The sequence below is a fragment of the Streptomyces ferrugineus genome, assembly GCF_015160855.1.
GTDB lineage: Bacteria > Actinomycetota > Actinomycetes > Streptomycetales > Streptomycetaceae > Streptomyces > Streptomyces ferrugineus.
The window spans coordinates 156188-172563 of sequence record NZ_CP063373.1 but is presented as its reverse complement, the minus strand read 5'-3'; the positions used below and the strand labels follow the sequence as shown (position 1 = coordinate 172563).

General features: G+C 70.6%; 15 protein-coding genes. 8 read left to right on the top strand and 7 right to left on the bottom strand.

Annotation, left to right across the window (positions count from 1 at the left end):
• Nucleotides 1-151: 151 nt before the first annotated feature.
• Nucleotides 152-1801 (bottom strand): protein kinase domain-containing protein, encoded by a 1650-nt coding sequence (locus IM697_RS00785; RefSeq protein WP_194043704.1) that lies wholly within the window; start codon nt 1799-1801, stop codon nt 152-154.
• 351 nt (nt 1802-2152) lie between these two features.
• Between IM697_RS00785 and IM697_RS00780 the strand changes: the two genes are divergently transcribed.
• The 4 genes from IM697_RS00780 to IM697_RS00765 all read left to right on the top strand — a co-directional run bounded on the left by IM697_RS00780 (nt 2153) and on the right by IM697_RS00765 (nt 7710).
• Complete coding sequence (locus IM697_RS00780; protein WP_194043702.1) at nt 2153-3718, top strand: protein kinase domain-containing protein; 1566 nt, start codon at nt 2153-2155, stop codon at nt 3716-3718.
• A 411-nt stretch (nt 3719-4129) separates the two neighbouring features.
• The gene (gene pdhA / locus IM697_RS00775; protein ID WP_194043700.1) at nt 4130-5311 is read left to right on the top strand and encodes a pyruvate dehydrogenase (acetyl-transferring) E1 component subunit alpha; all 1182 of its coding nucleotides are present in this window, start codon (nt 4130-4132) and stop codon (nt 5309-5311) included.
• A gap of 1 nt (nt 5312) precedes the next feature.
• Nucleotides 5313-6290, top strand: a complete 978-nt coding sequence (locus tag IM697_RS00770) for an alpha-ketoacid dehydrogenase subunit beta (protein ID WP_194043698.1) — start codon at nt 5313-5315, stop codon at nt 6288-6290.
• Nucleotides 6291-6300: 10 nt separating this feature from the next.
• Nucleotides 6301-7710, top strand: a complete 1410-nt coding sequence (locus IM697_RS00765) for a dihydrolipoamide acetyltransferase family protein (protein WP_194043696.1) — start codon at nt 6301-6303, stop codon at nt 7708-7710.
• A gap of 86 nt (nt 7711-7796) precedes the next feature.
• Here the strand turns inward: IM697_RS00765 and IM697_RS00760 are convergent, their stop codons facing one another.
• Complete coding sequence (locus tag IM697_RS00760; RefSeq protein ID WP_194049529.1) at nt 7797-8645, bottom strand: D-alanyl-D-alanine carboxypeptidase family protein; 849 nt, start codon at nt 8643-8645, stop codon at nt 7797-7799.
• A 269-nt stretch (nt 8646-8914) separates the two neighbouring features.
• Between IM697_RS00760 and IM697_RS00755 the strand changes: the two genes are divergently transcribed.
• Both IM697_RS00755 and IM697_RS00750 read left to right on the top strand, forming a co-directional pair.
• On the top strand, nt 8915-9577 hold the full coding sequence (locus IM697_RS00755; RefSeq protein ID WP_194043694.1) for a GntR family transcriptional regulator: 663 nt from the start codon (nt 8915-8917) through the stop codon (nt 9575-9577).
• A complete protein-coding gene (locus tag IM697_RS00750; RefSeq protein WP_194043693.1) occupies nt 9574-10869 on the top strand; it encodes an MFS transporter in 1296 nt (431 codons plus the stop codon). Before IM697_RS00755 ends, IM697_RS00750 begins: the two co-directional genes overlap by 4 nt.
• Nucleotides 10870-10889: 20 nt before the next feature.
• Here the strand turns inward: IM697_RS00750 and IM697_RS00745 are convergent, their stop codons facing one another.
• A complete protein-coding gene (locus tag IM697_RS00745) occupies nt 10890-11681 on the bottom strand; it encodes an SAM-dependent methyltransferase (protein WP_194043691.1) in 792 nt (263 codons plus the stop codon).
• A gap of 216 nt (nt 11682-11897) precedes the next feature.
• A complete protein-coding gene (locus tag IM697_RS00740; protein WP_194043689.1) occupies nt 11898-12722 on the bottom strand; it encodes a maleylpyruvate isomerase family mycothiol-dependent enzyme in 825 nt (274 codons plus the stop codon).
• Nucleotides 12723-12901: 179 nt separating this feature from the next.
• On the opposite strand from IM697_RS00740, the gene IM697_RS00735 reads away from it, so the two are divergent.
• Nucleotides 12902-13699: a carbon-nitrogen family hydrolase gene (locus IM697_RS00735; protein ID WP_194043687.1), complete on the top strand. Its 798-nt coding sequence runs from the start codon at nt 12902-12904 to the stop codon at nt 13697-13699.
• Between the two features lie 36 nt (nt 13700-13735).
• On the opposite strand, the gene IM697_RS00730 is transcribed toward IM697_RS00735, so the two are convergent.
• Genes IM697_RS00730 through IM697_RS00720 form a run of 3 tightly spaced genes read right to left on the bottom strand, consistent with a single transcriptional unit; the run spans nt 13736 to nt 15924 of the window.
• On the bottom strand, nt 13736-14368 hold the full coding sequence (locus IM697_RS00730; protein WP_194043685.1) for a hypothetical protein: 633 nt from the start codon (nt 14366-14368) through the stop codon (nt 13736-13738).
• A 55-nt stretch (nt 14369-14423) separates the two neighbouring features.
• Complete coding sequence (locus IM697_RS00725; protein WP_194043683.1) at nt 14424-14924, bottom strand: LURP-one-related/scramblase family protein; 501 nt, start codon at nt 14922-14924, stop codon at nt 14424-14426.
• Nucleotides 14884-15924 carry a helix-turn-helix domain-containing protein gene (locus IM697_RS00720; RefSeq protein ID WP_194043681.1) on the bottom strand — a complete coding sequence of 347 codons (1041 nt, stop codon included), beginning with the start codon at nt 15922-15924 and terminating at the stop codon, nt 14884-14886. Before IM697_RS00720 ends, IM697_RS00725 begins: the two co-directional genes overlap by 41 nt.
• A 51-nt stretch (nt 15925-15975) precedes the next feature.
• Here IM697_RS00720 and IM697_RS00715 point away from each other — a divergent pair, with 51 nt between their 5' ends.
• The gene (locus tag IM697_RS00715) at nt 15976-16368 is read left to right on the top strand and encodes a cupin domain-containing protein (protein ID WP_194043679.1); all 393 of its coding nucleotides are present in this window, start codon (nt 15976-15978) and stop codon (nt 16366-16368) included.
• Nucleotides 16369-16376: the final 8 nt, after the last annotated feature.

Here is a 16376-nt window from a genome sequence, read left to right as displayed (position 1 = left end):
TCATTTTCCTTGAGTCGCAATGATATGGAGGGCATGCCCATGCCACAACATGATCAACAATGCTGTGAGGGGCGTAACGCCCTGTCGAAGGCGGCCATGCAGGACGCGGAAGGCCGCTGGGGCTCACTCCGCCGCTATGGCGCGGAGCTTGTCAGGCCGGGTTACCGGTGGAGACCTGGAATTCGATCTTCGGCGGGTTGTCCGGGTCGAAGTCCGTGTCCGCCTTCGGGGACTGCCCCAACACGCTGCCGTCGCCGAAGGTGTTCTCGTCCACCCGGGTCGTCTCGTAGGTCCAGCCGGCGGCCTTGAGGCAGGCGAGCACCGAATCCCAGTTCTTGTACGTGAAGTTCGGCATCTGCACCTTGTCGGGGTCGCGGTTCGACTCCAGTGGCTCGGTGCACTCCGTCGTCTCGATCGTCTTGGATTCGTCCGGCCCGCGGTAGCCCGCCGCATGTGTCGTCTCCGACGTGCTGGGGTTACCGCCCCCGCCCGCGTCACCCTCGTTGCCGTTGCCGTTCAGCGACAGTGCCACGATCAGGCCGACGACCGCGACGATGGACACGACGATCGAGCCGATGACGACGGGCCGGTTGTTCCTGCCGCCGCCCGAAGCGGGCTGCGGCTGGGGCGAGATGGTGTACGGCGGCGTCGGGTGGCCCGGCTGCGGGGAGTACGCCGCCGGCTGGGGCGTCTGGTAGCCGGGCTGCTGCGGATAGCCGTACGACGGAGAGGGCGCGGACGGCGGAGTGGGCGCGGACGGCGGCGGGGTGCCGTACGGGTTCGGCGCCGGGGTCTGCTGGTACGGCGTCTGGACGGGGCCCCCGGGCGGCGGCGTCTGGCCGACCGGCGGGAACACCGAGGCGCCGACGCCCTGGCCGCTCTGCGTCTGCGCGCCCGGCACGATGCTCGGCGGGGTCGCCTGGAGGGAGGCGGCCACGCGCAGGCACTCGTCGCGCATGGACTCGGCGCTCGGGAAGCGTTCGTTCGGGTTCTTCTTCAGGGCGCGGGACACCAGCGCGTCCACGGCCGGCGGCAGCGCCCGGTTGATCGAGGACGGGGCGACCGGCTCCTCCTGCACATGCGCGTACGCGATCGCCAGCGGCGAGTCGGCGTCGAACGGCAGCCGCCCGGTGACGAGCTGGAACAGCATGATGCCGACCGAGTAGAGGTCGGAGCGGGCGTCCACGGACCGGCCGAGCGCCTGCTCGGGCGAGAGGTACTGCGGGGTGCCGACCACCATGCCGGTCTGTGTCATCGACGTCACACCGGACTGCATGGCGCGCGCGATGCCGAAGTCCATCACCTTGACCACGCCACGCTTGTTCAGCATCACGTTGCCCGGCTTGATGTCCCGGTGGACCAGCCCCATCTCATGGCTGATCTCCAGCGCGGCCAGCACATCCGCGGTGATCTTCAGCGCCTTGTCGGCGGGCATCGCGCCCAACTGCCGTACGTCCTCGTCGAAGACCGAGCTGAGCGGGCGGCCCTCGATGTACTCCATGACGATGTACGGCGTCGTCATGTCGTCGACGGTGTCCTCGCCGGTGTCGAAGACCGAGACGATATTGGTGTGCGTGAGTTTGGCCACGGCCTGGGCCTCGCGGCGGAAGCGCTCGCGGAAGGCCTGCTCGCGGCCGAGCTCGGTGTGCAGCGTCTTGACCGCGACCTGCCGGTCGAGCACGGAGTCGTACGCGAGGTGCACGGAGGCCATGCCGCCCTGGCCGAGCAAGTCGCGCAGCTGATAGCGGCCGCCGGCCAGCGCCCGCCCCCCGGTACCGCCCTGTGCGCCGTCCTGGCTCATGTTCTGCGTCCCCCGTGCCTCTCGGGCGCCTGCGATCGCCGTGGATCGAGTGATCCCGAGTGATCCAATGTGCTATTCCCGGCCAAGTCTGCCCCACGGCACTGACAGGTCAAGCGCGGTGCCCGTTCCGTGACCGTACGCGAAGGGAGCGTCGCGGAAGCGTTACAGCGGCCGTACCGTCGGTGCACAGAATTTGCACGAGTGGACGGGGTACCGGTTTCATGGCCGGTCCGTCTCCGTCCGGTTGGGGCGACCGTCTCGGACCGACGGCTTGCGCGGAGGCTGTAGCGTGGCCGACGGAGACCGTAACAACACCGCGCGCACCGCGGGCAGAAACGACGGCGAGGACTGATGGCACAGCAGCAGCGCGCTCAGGGCCCGTCCGACCCCGAGGCGGCTGGCGGCGGTATGTCAGACGCGCCGGAAATGTGGGGTAATGGCGGACTTGTCGGGGACGGCCGTTACCGGCTGACCCGCAGACTCGGCCGGGGCGGCATGGCCGAGGTGTTCGCGGCCGAGGACGTGCGTCTCGGCCGTACCGTGGCGGTCAAGCTGCTGCGCTCGGACCTCGCCGAGGACCCGGTGTCCAAGGCCCGCTTCACGCGCGAGGCGCAGTCGGTGGCCGGCCTCAACCATCACGCGATCGTCGCCGTGTACGACTCCGGCGAGGACGTCGTGGGCGGCCAGAGCGTGCCGTACATCGTCATGGAGATCGTCGAGGGGCGGACCATCCGCGACCTCCTGATCAACGCCGAGGCCCCCGGCCCGGAGCAGGCGCTGATCATCGTCTCCGGCGTCCTGGAGGCGCTCGCCTATTCCCACCAGCACGGCATCGTGCACCGCGACATCAAGCCCGCCAACGTCATCATCACCAACAACGGCGCCGTGAAGGTGATGGACTTCGGCATCGCGCGCGCCCTGCACGGTGCGCAGTCGACGATGACGCAGACCGGCATGGTCATGGGCACGCCGCAGTACCTGTCGCCCGAGCAGGCGCTCGGCAAGGCGGTCGACCACCGCTCCGACCTGTACGCGACCGGCTGTCTGCTCTACGAACTTCTGGCGCTGCGGCCGCCGTTCACCGGCGAGACCCCGCTGTCGGTGGTCTACCAGCACGTCCAGGACATCCCGACCCCGCCCTCCGAGGTCTCCGACGCCACGCCGCCCGAGCTCGACGGCCTGGTCATGCGCTCGCTCGCCAAGGAGCCCGACGACCGCTTCCAGACGGCCGAGGAGATGCGCGGGCTCGTCCAGTACGGCCTGCAGATGCTGTACGACCAGGGCGGCCACACCGGCACCTGGAACACCGGCCCGGTGGCCGTGCACGACGGCCGGCACACCCCGGCGGCCGGCTTCGCGAACACGACCGTCATGGGGCACCCCGGCGACTCCGGCGCCGGTACGACGCAGATCCCGCAGCCGATCCTGCCCAACCGGTACGGGGGCGGAGACGACGGAGGCTTCGAGGGGCACGGCAACAAGGGCGGCGGCGGTCGCGGCAAGCTGTGGATCCTGGCCGTCCTCGCGGTGATCGCCATCGCGGCGGGCGTGGCGCTGGCGCTGAACAACGGCGGCGGCGGTGGCGGCGGCGGTACGGACACCACACCGACGCCGACCACGTCGCAGACCGCCGACGAGGACAAGGCGACCGAGGAGCCCACGGACGAGCCGACCGAGGAGCCGACGGAGGAGGTCACCGACGACGGTGGCGGCACGGGCGGCGACCCGGACTACACGCCGACCGAGCAGCCCTCGTACACGCCGACCGAGCAGCCCTCGTACACGCCGACCGAGCAGCCGACGACGCAGGAGCCCACGGAGGATCCGACGGAGGACCCCACCGAGGATCCGACGGAGGACCCCACCGTGCCGACGACGCCCCCCACGGCTCCGACGGACGGCACCACCGGGGGCTGACCCCGCTCGGTTGAAACCGCAAGCACCTCCCACGCGCGCGTGTGGCCCGGAAACGGGCTCCACGCGCGCTTGTATTTGATCTTCCTTTCGGTCGATCTCTTCCCGGCGCCTCTTCCCGTGACCTGGGTCACCGATATAACGTGCCGTTGTTCCGGCCCCCTGCAAGGCTGTGACCAGGAGTTGTTCCCGACTTTCGCGATTTACTTGGATATCCAAGCAAAAACGCAGGTCAGGAGGGGTTTCACAGAAATGTGGAGCACTGGGTAACGTGCTTTTTGCAGGGCGCTCGCCGGGGCACCTGTCACGCCTGTCCCCCAACGAGCCGCACCCACCCTGTGCGTCCGTAGGGCTTCAGGTGAGCCGCACTGGCACCCGGCGAACCCGGGTAGCCGGACCGACGGAGGAGCACACGTGACCGTGGAGAGCACTGCCGCGCGAAAGCCGCGACGCAGCGCCGGTACCAAGAGCACGGCCGGCAAGACCACAACCGCAAGGAAATCGCAGGGCGCCGACCCCGAGCTCGTGCAGCTGCTGACGCCCGAGGGCAAGCGCGTCAAGAACGCCGAGTACGACAAGTACGTCGCCGGCATCACCCCCGAAGAGCTCCGCGGCCTCTACCGCGACATGGTGCTCACCCGACGCTTCGACGCCGAGGCCACCTCCCTGCAGCGCCAGGGCGAGCTGGGCCTGTGGGCGTCGCTGCTCGGCCAGGAGGCCGCCCAGATCGGCTCCGGCCGGGCCACCCGCGAGGACGACTACGTCTTCCCGACCTACCGTGAGCACGGCGTCGCCTGGTGTCGCGGGGTCGACCCGACGAACCTGCTCGGCATGTTCCGCGGCGTGAACAACGGCGGCTGGGATCCCAACAGCAACAACTTCCAGCTCTACACGATCGTCATCGGCTCCCAGACGCTGCACGCCACGGGCTACGCGATGGGCATCACCAAGGACGGCGCCGACAGCGCGGTCATCGCCTACTTCGGCGACGGCGCGAGCAGCCAGGGCGACGTGGCCGAGTCCTTCACCTTCTCCGCGGTCTACAACGCCCCCGTGGTGTTCTTCTGCCAGAACAACCAGTGGGCGATCTCCGAGCCGACCGAGAAGCAGACCCGTGTGCCGCTCTACCAGCGCGCCCAGGGCTTCGGCTTCCCCGGCGTCCGCGTCGACGGCAACGACGTCCTGGCCTGCCTCGCCGTGACGAAGTGGGCGCTGGAGCGCGCCCGCGGCGGCGAGGGGCCGACGCTGGTCGAGGCGTACACGTACCGCATGGGCGCCCACACCACCTCCGACGACCCCACCCGCTACCGGGGGGATGAGGAGCGCCAGGCCTGGGAGGCGAAGGACCCGATCCTGCGCCTTCGCCGCCACCTCGAGGCCTCAAATCACGCGGACGAGGGATTCTTCGCGGAACTGGAGGCCGAGAGCGAGGCGTTGGGCAAGCGAGTGCGCGAGGCGGTCCGCGCCATGCCGGACCCGGACCACTTCGCGATCTTCGAGAACGTGTACGCGGACGGGCATGCGCTCGTCGACGAGGAGCGCGCCCGGTTCGCCGCCTACCAGGCGTCGTTCTCGGACGTAGAGGGGGGTAACTGAGATGGCCGAGAAGATGGCTCTCGCCAAGGCGATCAACGAGTCGCTGCGCCGCGCCCTGGACGCGGACCCCAAGGTCGTCATCATGGGCGAGGACGTCGGCAAGCTCGGCGGTGTCTTCCGGGTCACCGACGGCCTGCAGAAGGACTTCGGCGACAGCCGCGTCATCGACACCCCCCTCGCCGAGTCCGGCATCGTCGGCACCGCGATCGGTCTCGCCCTGCGCGGATACCGTCCGGTGGTGGAGATCCAGTTCGACGGCTTCGTCTTCCCGGCGTACGACCAGATCGTCACGCAGCTCGCGAAGATGCACGCCCGCTCGCTGGGCAAGGTCAAGCTCCCGGTCGTCGTCCGTATCCCCTACGGCGGCGGCATCGGCGCGGTCGAGCACCACTCGGAGTCGCCGGAAGCCCTCTTCGCGCACGTGGCGGGCCTGAAGATCGTCTCGCCGTCCAACGCCTCCGACGCGTACTGGATGATGCAGCAGGCCATCCAGAGCGACGACCCGGTGATCTTCTTCGAGCCGAAGCGGCGCTACTGGGACAAGGCCGAGGTCAACACTGAGGCGATCCCGGGCCCGCTGCACAAGGCACGCGTGGTCCGCGAGGGCACGGACCTCACCCTGGCCGCCTACGGCCCGATGGTGAAGCTCTGCCAGGAGGTCGCCGCGGCGGCCGCCGAGGAGGGCCGCAGCCTGGAGGTCCTGGACCTGCGCTCGGTCTCCCCGCTCGACTTCGACTCGATTCAGGCCTCCGTCGAGAAGACCCGCCGTCTGGTCGTGGTCCACGAGGCGCCGGTGTTCTTCGGCTCGGGCGCGGAGATCGCCGCCCGGATCACGGAGCGCTGCTTCTACCACCTGGAGGCCCCGGTGCTGCGGGTGGGCGGCTATCACGCCCCGTATCCGCCGGCGCGCCTGGAGGAGGAGTACCTGCCGGGCCTGGACCGGGTGCTCGACGCCGTCGACCGTGCCCTGGCGTACTGAGGAGAGGGTCGTGACGACGATGACTGAAGCGTCCGTGCGTGAGTTCAAGATGCCCGACGTGGGCGAGGGACTCACCGAGGCGGAGATCCTCAAGTGGTACGTCCAGCCGGGCGACACGGTCACCGACGGCCAGGTGGTGTGCGAGGTCGAGACGGCCAAGGCGGCCGTGGAACTGCCCATCCCGTACGACGGGGTGGTCCGTGAGCTGCACTTCCCCGAGGGCACGACGGTGGACGTCGGTACGGCGATCATCGCCGTGGACGTCGCGGGCGGGACGGCGCCCGCCGCCGAGGCCCCCACCGCCGAGGCCCCCGCCGCACAGCCGGAGGCCCCGGCGGAGGAGGCCGAGCCGCAGGGCCGCCAGCCCGTGCTGGTCGGCTACGGCGTGGCCCAGACGTCGACCAAGCGCCGCCCGCGCAAGGGGGCCGACGCCCCGCGCCAGGAGCCCGCGGCCCAGGCCCTGCAGTCCGAGCTGAACGGCCACGGTCCCGCGGAGCCGGTGGCGCCGCCCCGGCCGCTGGCCAAGCCGCCGGTGCGCAAGCTGGCCAAGGACCTGGGCGTCGACCTGGCCACGGTGACGCCGACCGGCCCGGACGGCATCATCACCCGCGAGGACGTCCACGCGGCCGTGGCCCCGCCGGCCGCCGAGCCGGCACCGCAGGCCGCCCCGGCCGCCGCGCCCGCCACCGCCCCGGCGCCGGCGGTCACCTACGACACGGCCCGTGAGACCCGTGTCCCGATCAAGGGCGTCCGCAAGGCCACGGCGGCCGCGATGGTCGGCTCGGCGTTCACCGCACCGCATGTCACGGAGTTCGTGACGGTCGACGTGACACGCACGATGAAGCTGGTCGAGGAGCTCAAGGAGGACAAGGAGTTCGCGGGCCTGCGCGTGAACCCCCTGCTGCTCATCGCCAAGGCCCTGCTGGTCGCGATCAAGCGCAACCCGGACGTCAACGCGTCCTGGGACGAGGCCAACCAGGAGATCGTGCAGAAGCACTACGTGAACCTGGGCATCGCGGCGGCGACCCCGCGCGGCCTGATCGTGCCGAACATCAAGGACGCCCACGCCAGGACCCTGCCGCAACTGGCCGAAGCGCTCGGCGAACTGGTGTCGACGGCACGGGAGGGCAAGACCACCCCGGCCGCGATGCAGGGCGGCACGGTGACCATCACCAACGTCGGCGTCTTCGGCGTCGACACCGGCACCCCGATCCTCAACCCCGGCGAGTCCGCGATCCTCGCGGTCGGCGCGATCAAGCTCCAGCCGTGGGTCCACAAGGGCAAGGTGAAGCCGCGCCAGGTCACCACGCTGGCGCTCAGCTTCGACCACCGGCTGGTCGACGGGGAACTGGGCTCCAAGGTGCTCGCCGACGTCGCGGCGATCCTGGAGCAGCCGAAGCGGTTGATCACCTGGGCGTGAGCCACGGGTGACGGCGAAAGGGGCGGCCACCGTCGAGTGGCCGCCCCTTTGGCTTTGGCGCGGAGTGGCTCTGACGCGGACGGGCGTCAGCTGATCCGGGCGTAGCCGTAGTTGACCAGCTTCTTCACGTCGGAGGTGCGGTTCGCCTCGGAGGGTGAGGTGAGGACCGCGCCCATGACCGACTCGCCGTTCTTCGTGGCGGCGAAGACGAGGCAGTACTTGGCCTGGGTGCCGGAGCCGGTCTTGATGCCCAGCGTGCCGTTCCAGCCGAGCAGCGTGTTGGTGTTCTTCCAGGTCGCCATGGTGCGGGTGGCGCCGGTCTTCGTGATGGTCTTGGCCGTGTACGCCTTGGTCTTGACGACGGCCTTGAACGTGCCGCTCTTCATGGCGCTGCGCGCCAGCTTCGTCAGGTCGCGCGGCGTCGAGTAGTTGGAGCCATTGCTTATGCCGTCGAACGAGTCGAAGTGCGTGTTGGTCATGCCCAGGCTCCTGGCCATGGCGTTCATCTTGCCGATGAAGTTCTTGGTGCGGGCCTTGACCGTGGAGCCGGAGCCGAACTTGTCGGCGAGGGTCATCGCGGCGTCACAGCCGGACGGCAGCATCATCCCGTACAGGAGCTGACGGACGGTGACCTTGTCGCCGACGATGAGCCGGGCCGACGAGGCTCCCTGGGAGACGATGTAGTCGCTGACCTCCTTCCTGATCGTCACCTTGGTGTTCAGGTTCAGGTTCGCCTGTGAGAGCACCACCTTGGCGGTCATGATCTTGGTGGTGGAGGCGGTGAGCCTCTTGGTGTCCGCGGCCTTGGTGAACAGGGTCTTGCCGTTCGCGCCGTTCATCACATACCCGCCCTTGGCGGTGATGGTGGGCGCCGTCACGGCCTGCGCGGGTGCCGCGGTGAGGGCTCCGGTGGCGAACACGGCGCCGGTGGTCATGGCGACGGCGGCTGCCCTGCGGATACGGAGGCCCTTGGTGGCGGTTATCAACTGAAATACCCCGATTACGTCGAAATACCCCGAAAATGCGGCCGAATTGAAGGAGAAGAAGGTCGGGCCGCACGTGTGTGACACGTAATTAGCACAGAAGGTTGTGCAGCCGCTGGGGTGAATGGTGCTTCTTCGCGTGAGGATTCCGAAGGATGCGGAGTGGTCCGCATGGTGGACGGGTTCCCGGTATGCGTACGTGTTGTATCTATGATGTGCGCATGCCTTCCGCACCACCCGCCCCCGTCAAGCAGCCCCCCGCCGCCGACCGTGTCTACACCCACGTCAAACAGGGCGTCCTGGACCGCCGTTACGAAGGCGGGACGCTGCTCACCGAGGGCGAGCTGGCCGAGGCCGTCGGGGTCTCGCGCACCCCGGTGCGCGAGGCGCTGCTGCGGCTGGAGGTCGAAGGGCTGATCAAGCTCTACCCGAAGAAGGGCGCACTGGTCCTGCCGGTCTCCGCGCAGGAGATCAAGGACGTCGTGGAGACGCGGATACTCGTCGAGGAGCACGCGGCGCGCAAGGCCGTACCCGCGCCCCCCGGACTCATCGAGCGCCTCCAGGAACTGCTCGACCGGCAGAAGGCCCAGGCCGCCGCCGGCGACCTCGCCGCAGCCGCCGTCACCGACCGCTGCTTCCACGCCGAGATCGTCCGCAGCGGCGGCAACGAGATCCTCTCCCGGCTCTACGACCAACTGCGCGACCGGCAACTGCGCATGGGCGTCGCCGTCCTGCACTCCCACCCCGACCGGATCGCCAAGACCCTCGCCGAACACGAGGAGATCCTCCAGGCCCTGCGCTCCGGGGACGCCGAGGCGGCCGTCGGGCTGGTCCACCGGCACATCGACTGGTTCTCGCACCTCGCGCGGGGTGAGGAGCGATGAGGTCCGCCGCACTGCCCGGCGACCCCCCGGGCGGCCGCCGCGCCGTCGCCGTCTGGGGCATAGGCGTCTCGGTCTACTTCGTCGCCGTCATCTTCCGTACGTCGCTGGGGGTCGCCGGCCTCGACGCCGCCGACCGCTTCGACGTGAACGCCTCGGCCCTGTCGACGTTCTCGATCCTCCAGCTGCTCGTGTACGCGGGCATGCAGATACCCGTGGGCCTGCTGGTCGACCGGCTCGGCACCAAGAAGGTGCTGACCCTGGGCGTGGTGCTGTTCACGGCGGGCCAACTCGGCTTCGCCTTCTCGCCGTCGTACGGCACCGCCCTCGCCTCGCGCGCCCTGCTGGGCTGCGGCGACGCGATGACGTTCATCAGCGTGCTGCGGCTGGGCACCCGCTGGTTCCCGGCCCGGCGCGGCCCGCTGATCGCGCAGCTCGCCGGCCTCGTGGGCATGGCGGGCAACCTCGTCTCCACGCTGGTGCTGGCGCGGCTGCTGCACGGGGTGGGCTGGACGGCGGCGTTCGCGGGCAGCGCGGGCGCGGGTGCCGTCGTACTCGTGCTGGTGCTGCTGTTCCTGAAGGACCACCCCGAGGGACACGAGCCGGCGCCGCTGCCGCACCAGGGCGCGGCGTACGTACGTCGCCAGATCGCCGCGTCCTGGCGGGAGCCCGGCACGCGGCTGGGGCTGTGGGTGCACTTCACGACGCAGTTCCCGGCGATGGTGTTCCTGCTGCTGTGGGGGCTGCCGTTCCTGGTTCAGGCGCAGGGGCTGTCGGTGGCGACGGCCGGTGAACTGCTCACCCTCGTCGTCCTGTCCAACATGGTGGTGGGCCTGGTCTACGGCCAGATCGTCGCCCGGCACCACGAGGCGCGGCTCCCGCTGGCGCTCGGCACCGTCGCGGCGACGGCGGCGCTGTGGGCGACGACGCTGGCCTGGCCCGGTGAGACGGCGCCGATGTGGCTGCTGATCGTGCTGTGCGCGGTGCTCGGTGCGTGCGGGCCGGCCTCGATGCTCGGCTTCGACTTCGCTCGGCCGGCGAATCCGCCGGAGCGTCAGGGGACGGCGTCCGGGATCACCAACATGGGCGGTTTCGTCGCCTCGATGACGACGTTGCTCGCGGTCGGTGTGCTGCTGGACGCGACCGGCGGCGACTACGCCATCGCCTTCTCGGTGGTATTCGTCCTCCAGGCGCTCGGGGTCGGCCAGATCCTGCGGCTGCGGAAGCGGGCGGCGCGCAGGGAGCGGGAACGGCTGGTCGCCAGCAGGGTGGAGACGGTGCACGTTCCCGCGTGAGCCGGCGGCGGCCTGAGGTACTACAGGGCCGGGACGAGCGTGAGGTACGCCAGGCCCAGCACCCCGCGGTAGCTCATCCACTGGGCGCGGTGGCGGTCGAGGCGCTCGCGGGTCTCGGCGGCGAGGGGGTGGGCGGGGTTCCGGGCGAGCCACACCTCGACGTCCGCCTGGTACGCCGACTCGAACTCCTCCCACTCCTCCAAGGTCGCCGTCTCCGTCCACTCCGGGCGGAAGCCGGCGGCGACCGCGAGGTCCAGGAGGGTCGCGAGGTCGTGGTGGTCGGTGGCGGCGGCCTGTGGCCACATGCCGGAGAGTTCGGTGGGGGTCGGGGGGCGCTGCCAGAAGCCCTCGCCGAGCAGGACGCGGCCGTTGTCGGTGACCAGGCGGCGTAGTTCGCTCAGGGCCTCGGCGGTGTGGTCGGGCGTGCTGGGCGTGGCCAGGGCCTGGCTCGCGCCTACGCACAGGACGAGGTCGGCGGGGCCGCGGGAGGTTCTGGTGGCCGACTCCTCGATGAACTCGGCCCTTTCCTGGAGCCCTCGGTCCGCTGCGTTGCGGCGGGCGCGGGTGAGGTCGTCGGCGTTGAGGTCTATTCCGATGCCTGTCGCCTTCGGTGCGGCGGTCAGGATGCGGAGCATCAACTCGGCCCAGCCGCAGCCGATGTCGAGGACGGTGGTGGGGTTGGTGCGGGTCAGGCGCTGGACGAGGGCGGTCGCGCGGGTTTCCGACAGGGGGCCGTGGAAGGTGAGGCGGGTCAGGCGTGGGGGCTGGTTGGCGTGGGCGTGGTCGTCTGTAGCGGTCTCTGTATCGGTCACGGCGGGACGCTAGCCGTGGGTGGGGGGCGGGCGACAGCGGATTTCGCCCCCGCCGCCCCTACCCGTCCCATCCCCAGGGGCTTCGCCCCTTCGACCCCCGCTGGGGCTGCCGCCCCAGACCCCGCTCCGGCCCTGAAGGGGCCTTGTCCTCAAACGCCGGACGGGCTGGCTGGATTGTGTCGGCCGGCGTTGAGGGGGCCTGCGGGTGCCGTTGGGCTACTGCGTCACCGTGAAGTTGCGCAGGATGGCCGTTGTCAGGCCGGCGTCGCCCTCTGTCTTCACTCGGTCCGCCGCCGCCTCCGGTGTGGTGCGGCCGCAGGCCAGGCGGAAGTAGGTTTCCCAGTCGAGGGTGAGGGTGGCGGCGGGGCCGAGGGCAGGGGCCGTTTCGAGGGTGCCGCGGCCCTGGATGTCGATGCGGATCGTGCGCAGGAACTCGACCGGGCCGTGCACGTCGACGACGATCGCCGAGCTGCGGGGCGCGTCGGCCTTGGTGGCGACGATCTCGGGGAGGGCGGCGAGCAGCACGTCCCGGGCCACGTGCGCACCGGGGGAGTCGAGATTGCCGGGGCGGCCGAGGGCGGTGCGCAGGTCCTGTTCGTGGACCCAGACGTCGAAGGCGTGAGTGCGCATCGACTCTTCGAGGGTGAGCTCCGCCCCGAGCGGGCCGCGCACCTTGGTGCCGGGGTCGCGGGACTCGTTGCGCAGCTGGCGGTTGCGCCGGATGATCGTGTACTCCAGCTCGGACGTCATCTCCGGCGCCGTGTGATGACGGCGGACGTCGACCTGCATCTCCATGTAACGCTGATGGTCGTTGGTGACGTGGAAGAGGTCGCGCGGCAGCGTGTGGATAGGGCGCGGGTCGCCGAGCATCTCGCAGTCCAGGCCGATGACATGCGACACGACGTCGCGGACCGACCAGCCGGGGCAGGGCGTCCGCCGATTCCACTCGCCCTCCACCAGCGGCGTCACCAGCTCGGATATCGCTTCGATGGAGTGGGTCCAGGCGTCGGCGTAGGGCTGGAGGGTGGGATGCAGACTCACGGAACGGGACCCCTCGGCGGTCGGTACACGGGCGGGTTGTGGCGGCGTTGCCAGTGGGAGGTGGCTGTCGGCGGGTGTCTTGGAACGCTAAGTTACGCTGCTGTGAGGCACCCCGGCAGTGCTTTCGTGTGACGATCGTAGGCCCGTATGAACGGCTCGAATGCCAGGACGGTGGTAGTGTGCGCGCCTCTCTGCTCCAGATCGACGTCAATGAGGGCGAATCGGTCGAATCGCGCAGGGTGCGCGTAGCCTCGCTCGTCCGGGAACAGGCCGGGGCGGCCGACCTCGTCGTGCTGCCGGAGCTGTGGACCACCGGGGCGTTCGCCTACGAGGGCTTCGGCAGCGAGGCCGAGCCGCTCGAAGGGCCGACGTACGAGGTGATGGCGAAGGCCGCGAGCGACGCGGGCGTATGGCTGCACGCGGGCTCGATCCCGGAGCGGGACCCCGAGGGGCCGCTCTACAACACCTCTCTCGTCTTCTCTCCCTCCGGTGATCTGGCCGCCGCGTACCGGAAGATCCATCGGTTCGGCTTCGACAAGGGCGAGGCGGTGCTGATGAGCGCGGGCGAGGAACTGGTGACGGTCCGGCTCCCCGAGACCGTCCTGGGCGTGGCCACCTGCTACGACCTCCGTTTCCCCGAGCTGTTCCGCGGTCTCGTCGACGCCGGTGCCGAGACCCTGGTCGTCCCGGCGGGCTGGCCGGAGCGCCGCCGGGCGCACTGGACGCTGCTGGCTCAGGCCCGGGCGGTGGAGAACCAGGCGTTCGTGCTCGCCTGTGGAACGGCCGGGACGCACGCCGGAGTTCCACAGGCCGGTCACTCGATCGTGGTCGACCCCTGGGGTGAGGTGCTCGCACAGGCCGGCGCGGGGGAGCAGGTCCTCACGGTGGAGTTCGACCCGGGCAAGGTCGCGGTGACACGGGATCAGTTCCCGGCGCTGAAGGACCGGATGCTGGGGCTGGCGGCGCCACGCCGCTGACCGCCTCCGGTGGGGTGACACCGAGGACGGCCGGAGTCAGCGGTGCAGAAGCTCCCCGGCGACGTACAGGCCGCCGGCCACCGGTACGGCCCACCGGGCGAGGGCCGAGCCCGCTGCCGGCCGGGCGGCCCTGGCAGCGGGTCGCAGATCACCATGGCGGGCCATGGCCGTCAGAGTGTCGGCCGTGTGCTGGCCGACGCCGGGGCGGCCGGTGATCCGGGCCAGCCACGGCGGCTGGAAGAAGCCCGCCATCGGCGCCCCCTCCACGCCGAGGAACTCCAGCATCCCGTCCTTGCGCAGCTCCACCCGGCCGAGCCGCGACCACGGCAGGAAGCGCGTGGACCACATGCGGCGGACGAACACCCCCTCACGGTCCGCGGTGATGCGCCACAGTGCGATCCGGCAGAACACCCAGGCCGCGACCAGCGACGTCCACGCCGCGAAGAACAGGGCGCCGGGCTCCGGGTGTGCCCAGCCCGCTCCCTCGGGGCGGTCGACCAGCACGACGTACAGCACACACCACACGGCACCGACGACCCTGCCGCGCCAACCGGACCGCCACCGCAGCGGCTGTGCCGGGGCCGCCATCGTGGCGGCGAGGTCCTCGACCCGACCGCTCCGCTCCCGCAGCTCCTGTCTCCGCCGCTCCGAACGCCTCGTGCGCTCCACTTCCGCTCCCCCCGACGCGCGCGTACCCGCCCTCGCCGAGGAAGCGTATGTGCCGCTAGTCGTTGTCGTCCCGCTCCTTCTCGGCGAGGTGGATCACGCACACCGCGACCGCGATCAGCAGCGCCGGATCCGCGTCGTCCCGTACGACGTCCACGCCGTAGGTCTCCCGGACGTGCAGCCAGCGCCGGGAGACGACGGCCAGCAGTTCGCCGTCGTACTCGACGGCGAACTCCCGGTCGAGGATCTTGCCGCTGACGTCGAGTTCCGTGCTGCCGTCCGCCAGGGACACCCGGTAGTGGTTGCGCAGCAGGGACAGCCGCTTGCGGCGGATCCTGGCGAGCGGCCGGCCGCCCCGCTCGATCACCATCGTGTCCCGCAGGGCGAGCATCTTCTGGTGGATGCCGATGACGACATGCCCCTGGGCGTCCTTCAGCTCGAAGGTGTCCCGCAGCCGCATCGCCTTGCCGTCGACGAGGAACACCTTGTTGCCCCGGTCGTCCTCGATCCAGTAGTCGTCACCGAAGCCGAGGAGCCGGTCGCGTACGAGGAATCTCATGCACGAGGCGTTCCCCGCCGCCCGGTCCGAAACGCCGTCTGTAGGCCGACGGGCTGAGCCCGGTCACGCCCCGCACGCGTGCGCGCAGGTTCGCCGCGGTTCCCAGTCCGCTGCGGGCGGCCACCACGTCCAGCCGCTCCTCGCCGCGCTCGATCAGCCGGCACGCGAGCGTCACCCTCTCCCCCGTCAGCCAGGCCAGCGGCGTCGTCCCGAGCTGCGCCCGGAAGCGCCGGTGCAGGGTGGCCGGCGACACGGCCGCCCGCGCCGCCAGGTCGGCCACCGTCAGCGGCTCCCCCAGCCGCTCCCGCGCCCACGCCAGCAGCGGCGCCAGCGACTCGTCCGGCACCTCGGGCACCGGCCGCTCCACGAACTGCTTCTGCCCGCCGTCGCGGTGGGCCGCGAAGACGAGCCGGCGGGAGACGGCGTTGGCGAGCTCCGCGCCGTGGTCGCGGCGCCAGATGTGCAGGCCGAGGTCGAGCGCGGCCGCGCTGCCCGAGGCGGTCAGGACGTCGCCCTCGTCGACGAAGAGGACGTCCGGGTCCAGCAGCACCCTCGGATGCAGCTCGCGGAAGGCGGCTGCCCACATCCAGTGCGTGGTGGCCCGCCGCCCGTCGAGCAGCCCGGCCTCGGCCAGCGCGAAGCTTCCGGTGCACAGGCTCATCACGCGCGCTCCGCGCGCGTGGCCGCGCCGGATGGCGTCCAGGACCTCGGCGCCGCGCGGCACGACGTTGTCCGGGCGGCCGGGCACGACGAGGGTGTCCGCCTCGTCGACCGCCTCCAGCCCGGGCACGCCGGTCAGCGTGAAGAAGCCGTGATTCATCCGTACCTCGGGCATCGGCGAACACAGCGTCACCTCGTACAGCGGGTGCGGGAGGCCCAGTTCGGGCCGCGGCAGCCCGAACAGCTCCGTCGCGACCCCCACTTCGAACGGGTTGGTGCCTTCGTCGACGATCACGGCGACCCGGTGCGGTCGCCCCGGCTGAGAGGATCCATGCGCCATGTGCGATTTCTAGCACTCGTGCCAGCCGGGAGCCACGGTCAGGATGAGCCCATGAACAGCGAACCCGTCTCCCTGGACCAGGCCCTCGCATCCTTCACCGAGCAGTGGAGCCCCCGCATCGTCACGGCCGTCAACGACTACGACGTCCGCGTCGCCAAGGTCGAGGGCGAGCACGTCTGGCACGTCCACGACCACACCGACGAGTTCTTCCTGGTCCTGGACGGCGAACTGCACATCGCCCTGCGGGAGCCGACGGGCGAGCGCACCGTCGTCCTGTCGAAGGGCTCGGTCTTCACGGTCCCGCGCGGCACGGAACACAAGCCGTACGCCCCCGTGCCCACCCGCATCCTCCTCCTCGAACCCACCGGAACCCTCACCGTCGGCGACCGCCACGACGAGATCCCGGACCATGTGGACGCCACGACCGGGCATGCGCTGACCTGACTGTCAGT

What these genes read in the sequence shown, in the direction of transcription:
- IM697_RS00770 (WP_194043698.1), top strand. Translation starts at nt 5,313, where the DNA reads ATGGCCGAGAAGATGGCTCTCGCCAAGGCGATCAACGAGTCGCTGCGC.
- IM697_RS00725 (WP_194043683.1), bottom strand. Translation starts at nt 14,924, where the DNA reads ATGAGATTCCTCGTACGCGACCGGCTCCTCGGCTTCGGTGACGACTAC.
- IM697_RS00720 (WP_194043681.1), bottom strand. Translation starts at nt 15,924, where the DNA reads ATGGCGCATGGATCCTCTCAGCCGGGGCGACCGCACCGGGTCGCCGTG.
- IM697_RS00750 (WP_194043693.1), top strand. Translation starts at nt 9,574, where the DNA reads ATGAGGTCCGCCGCACTGCCCGGCGACCCCCCGGGCGGCCGCCGCGCC.
- IM697_RS00760 (WP_194049529.1), bottom strand. Translation starts at nt 8,645, where the DNA reads ATGACCACCGGCGCCGTGTTCGCCACCGGAGCCCTCACCGCGGCACCC.
- IM697_RS00785 (WP_194043704.1), bottom strand. Translation starts at nt 1,801, where the DNA reads ATGAGCCAGGACGGCGCACAGGGCGGTACCGGGGGGCGGGCGCTGGCC.
- IM697_RS00780 (WP_194043702.1), top strand. Translation starts at nt 2,153, where the DNA reads ATGGCACAGCAGCAGCGCGCTCAGGGCCCGTCCGACCCCGAGGCGGCT.
- IM697_RS00755 (WP_194043694.1), top strand. Translation starts at nt 8,915, where the DNA reads ATGCCTTCCGCACCACCCGCCCCCGTCAAGCAGCCCCCCGCCGCCGAC.
- IM697_RS00715 (WP_194043679.1), top strand. Translation starts at nt 15,976, where the DNA reads ATGAACAGCGAACCCGTCTCCCTGGACCAGGCCCTCGCATCCTTCACC.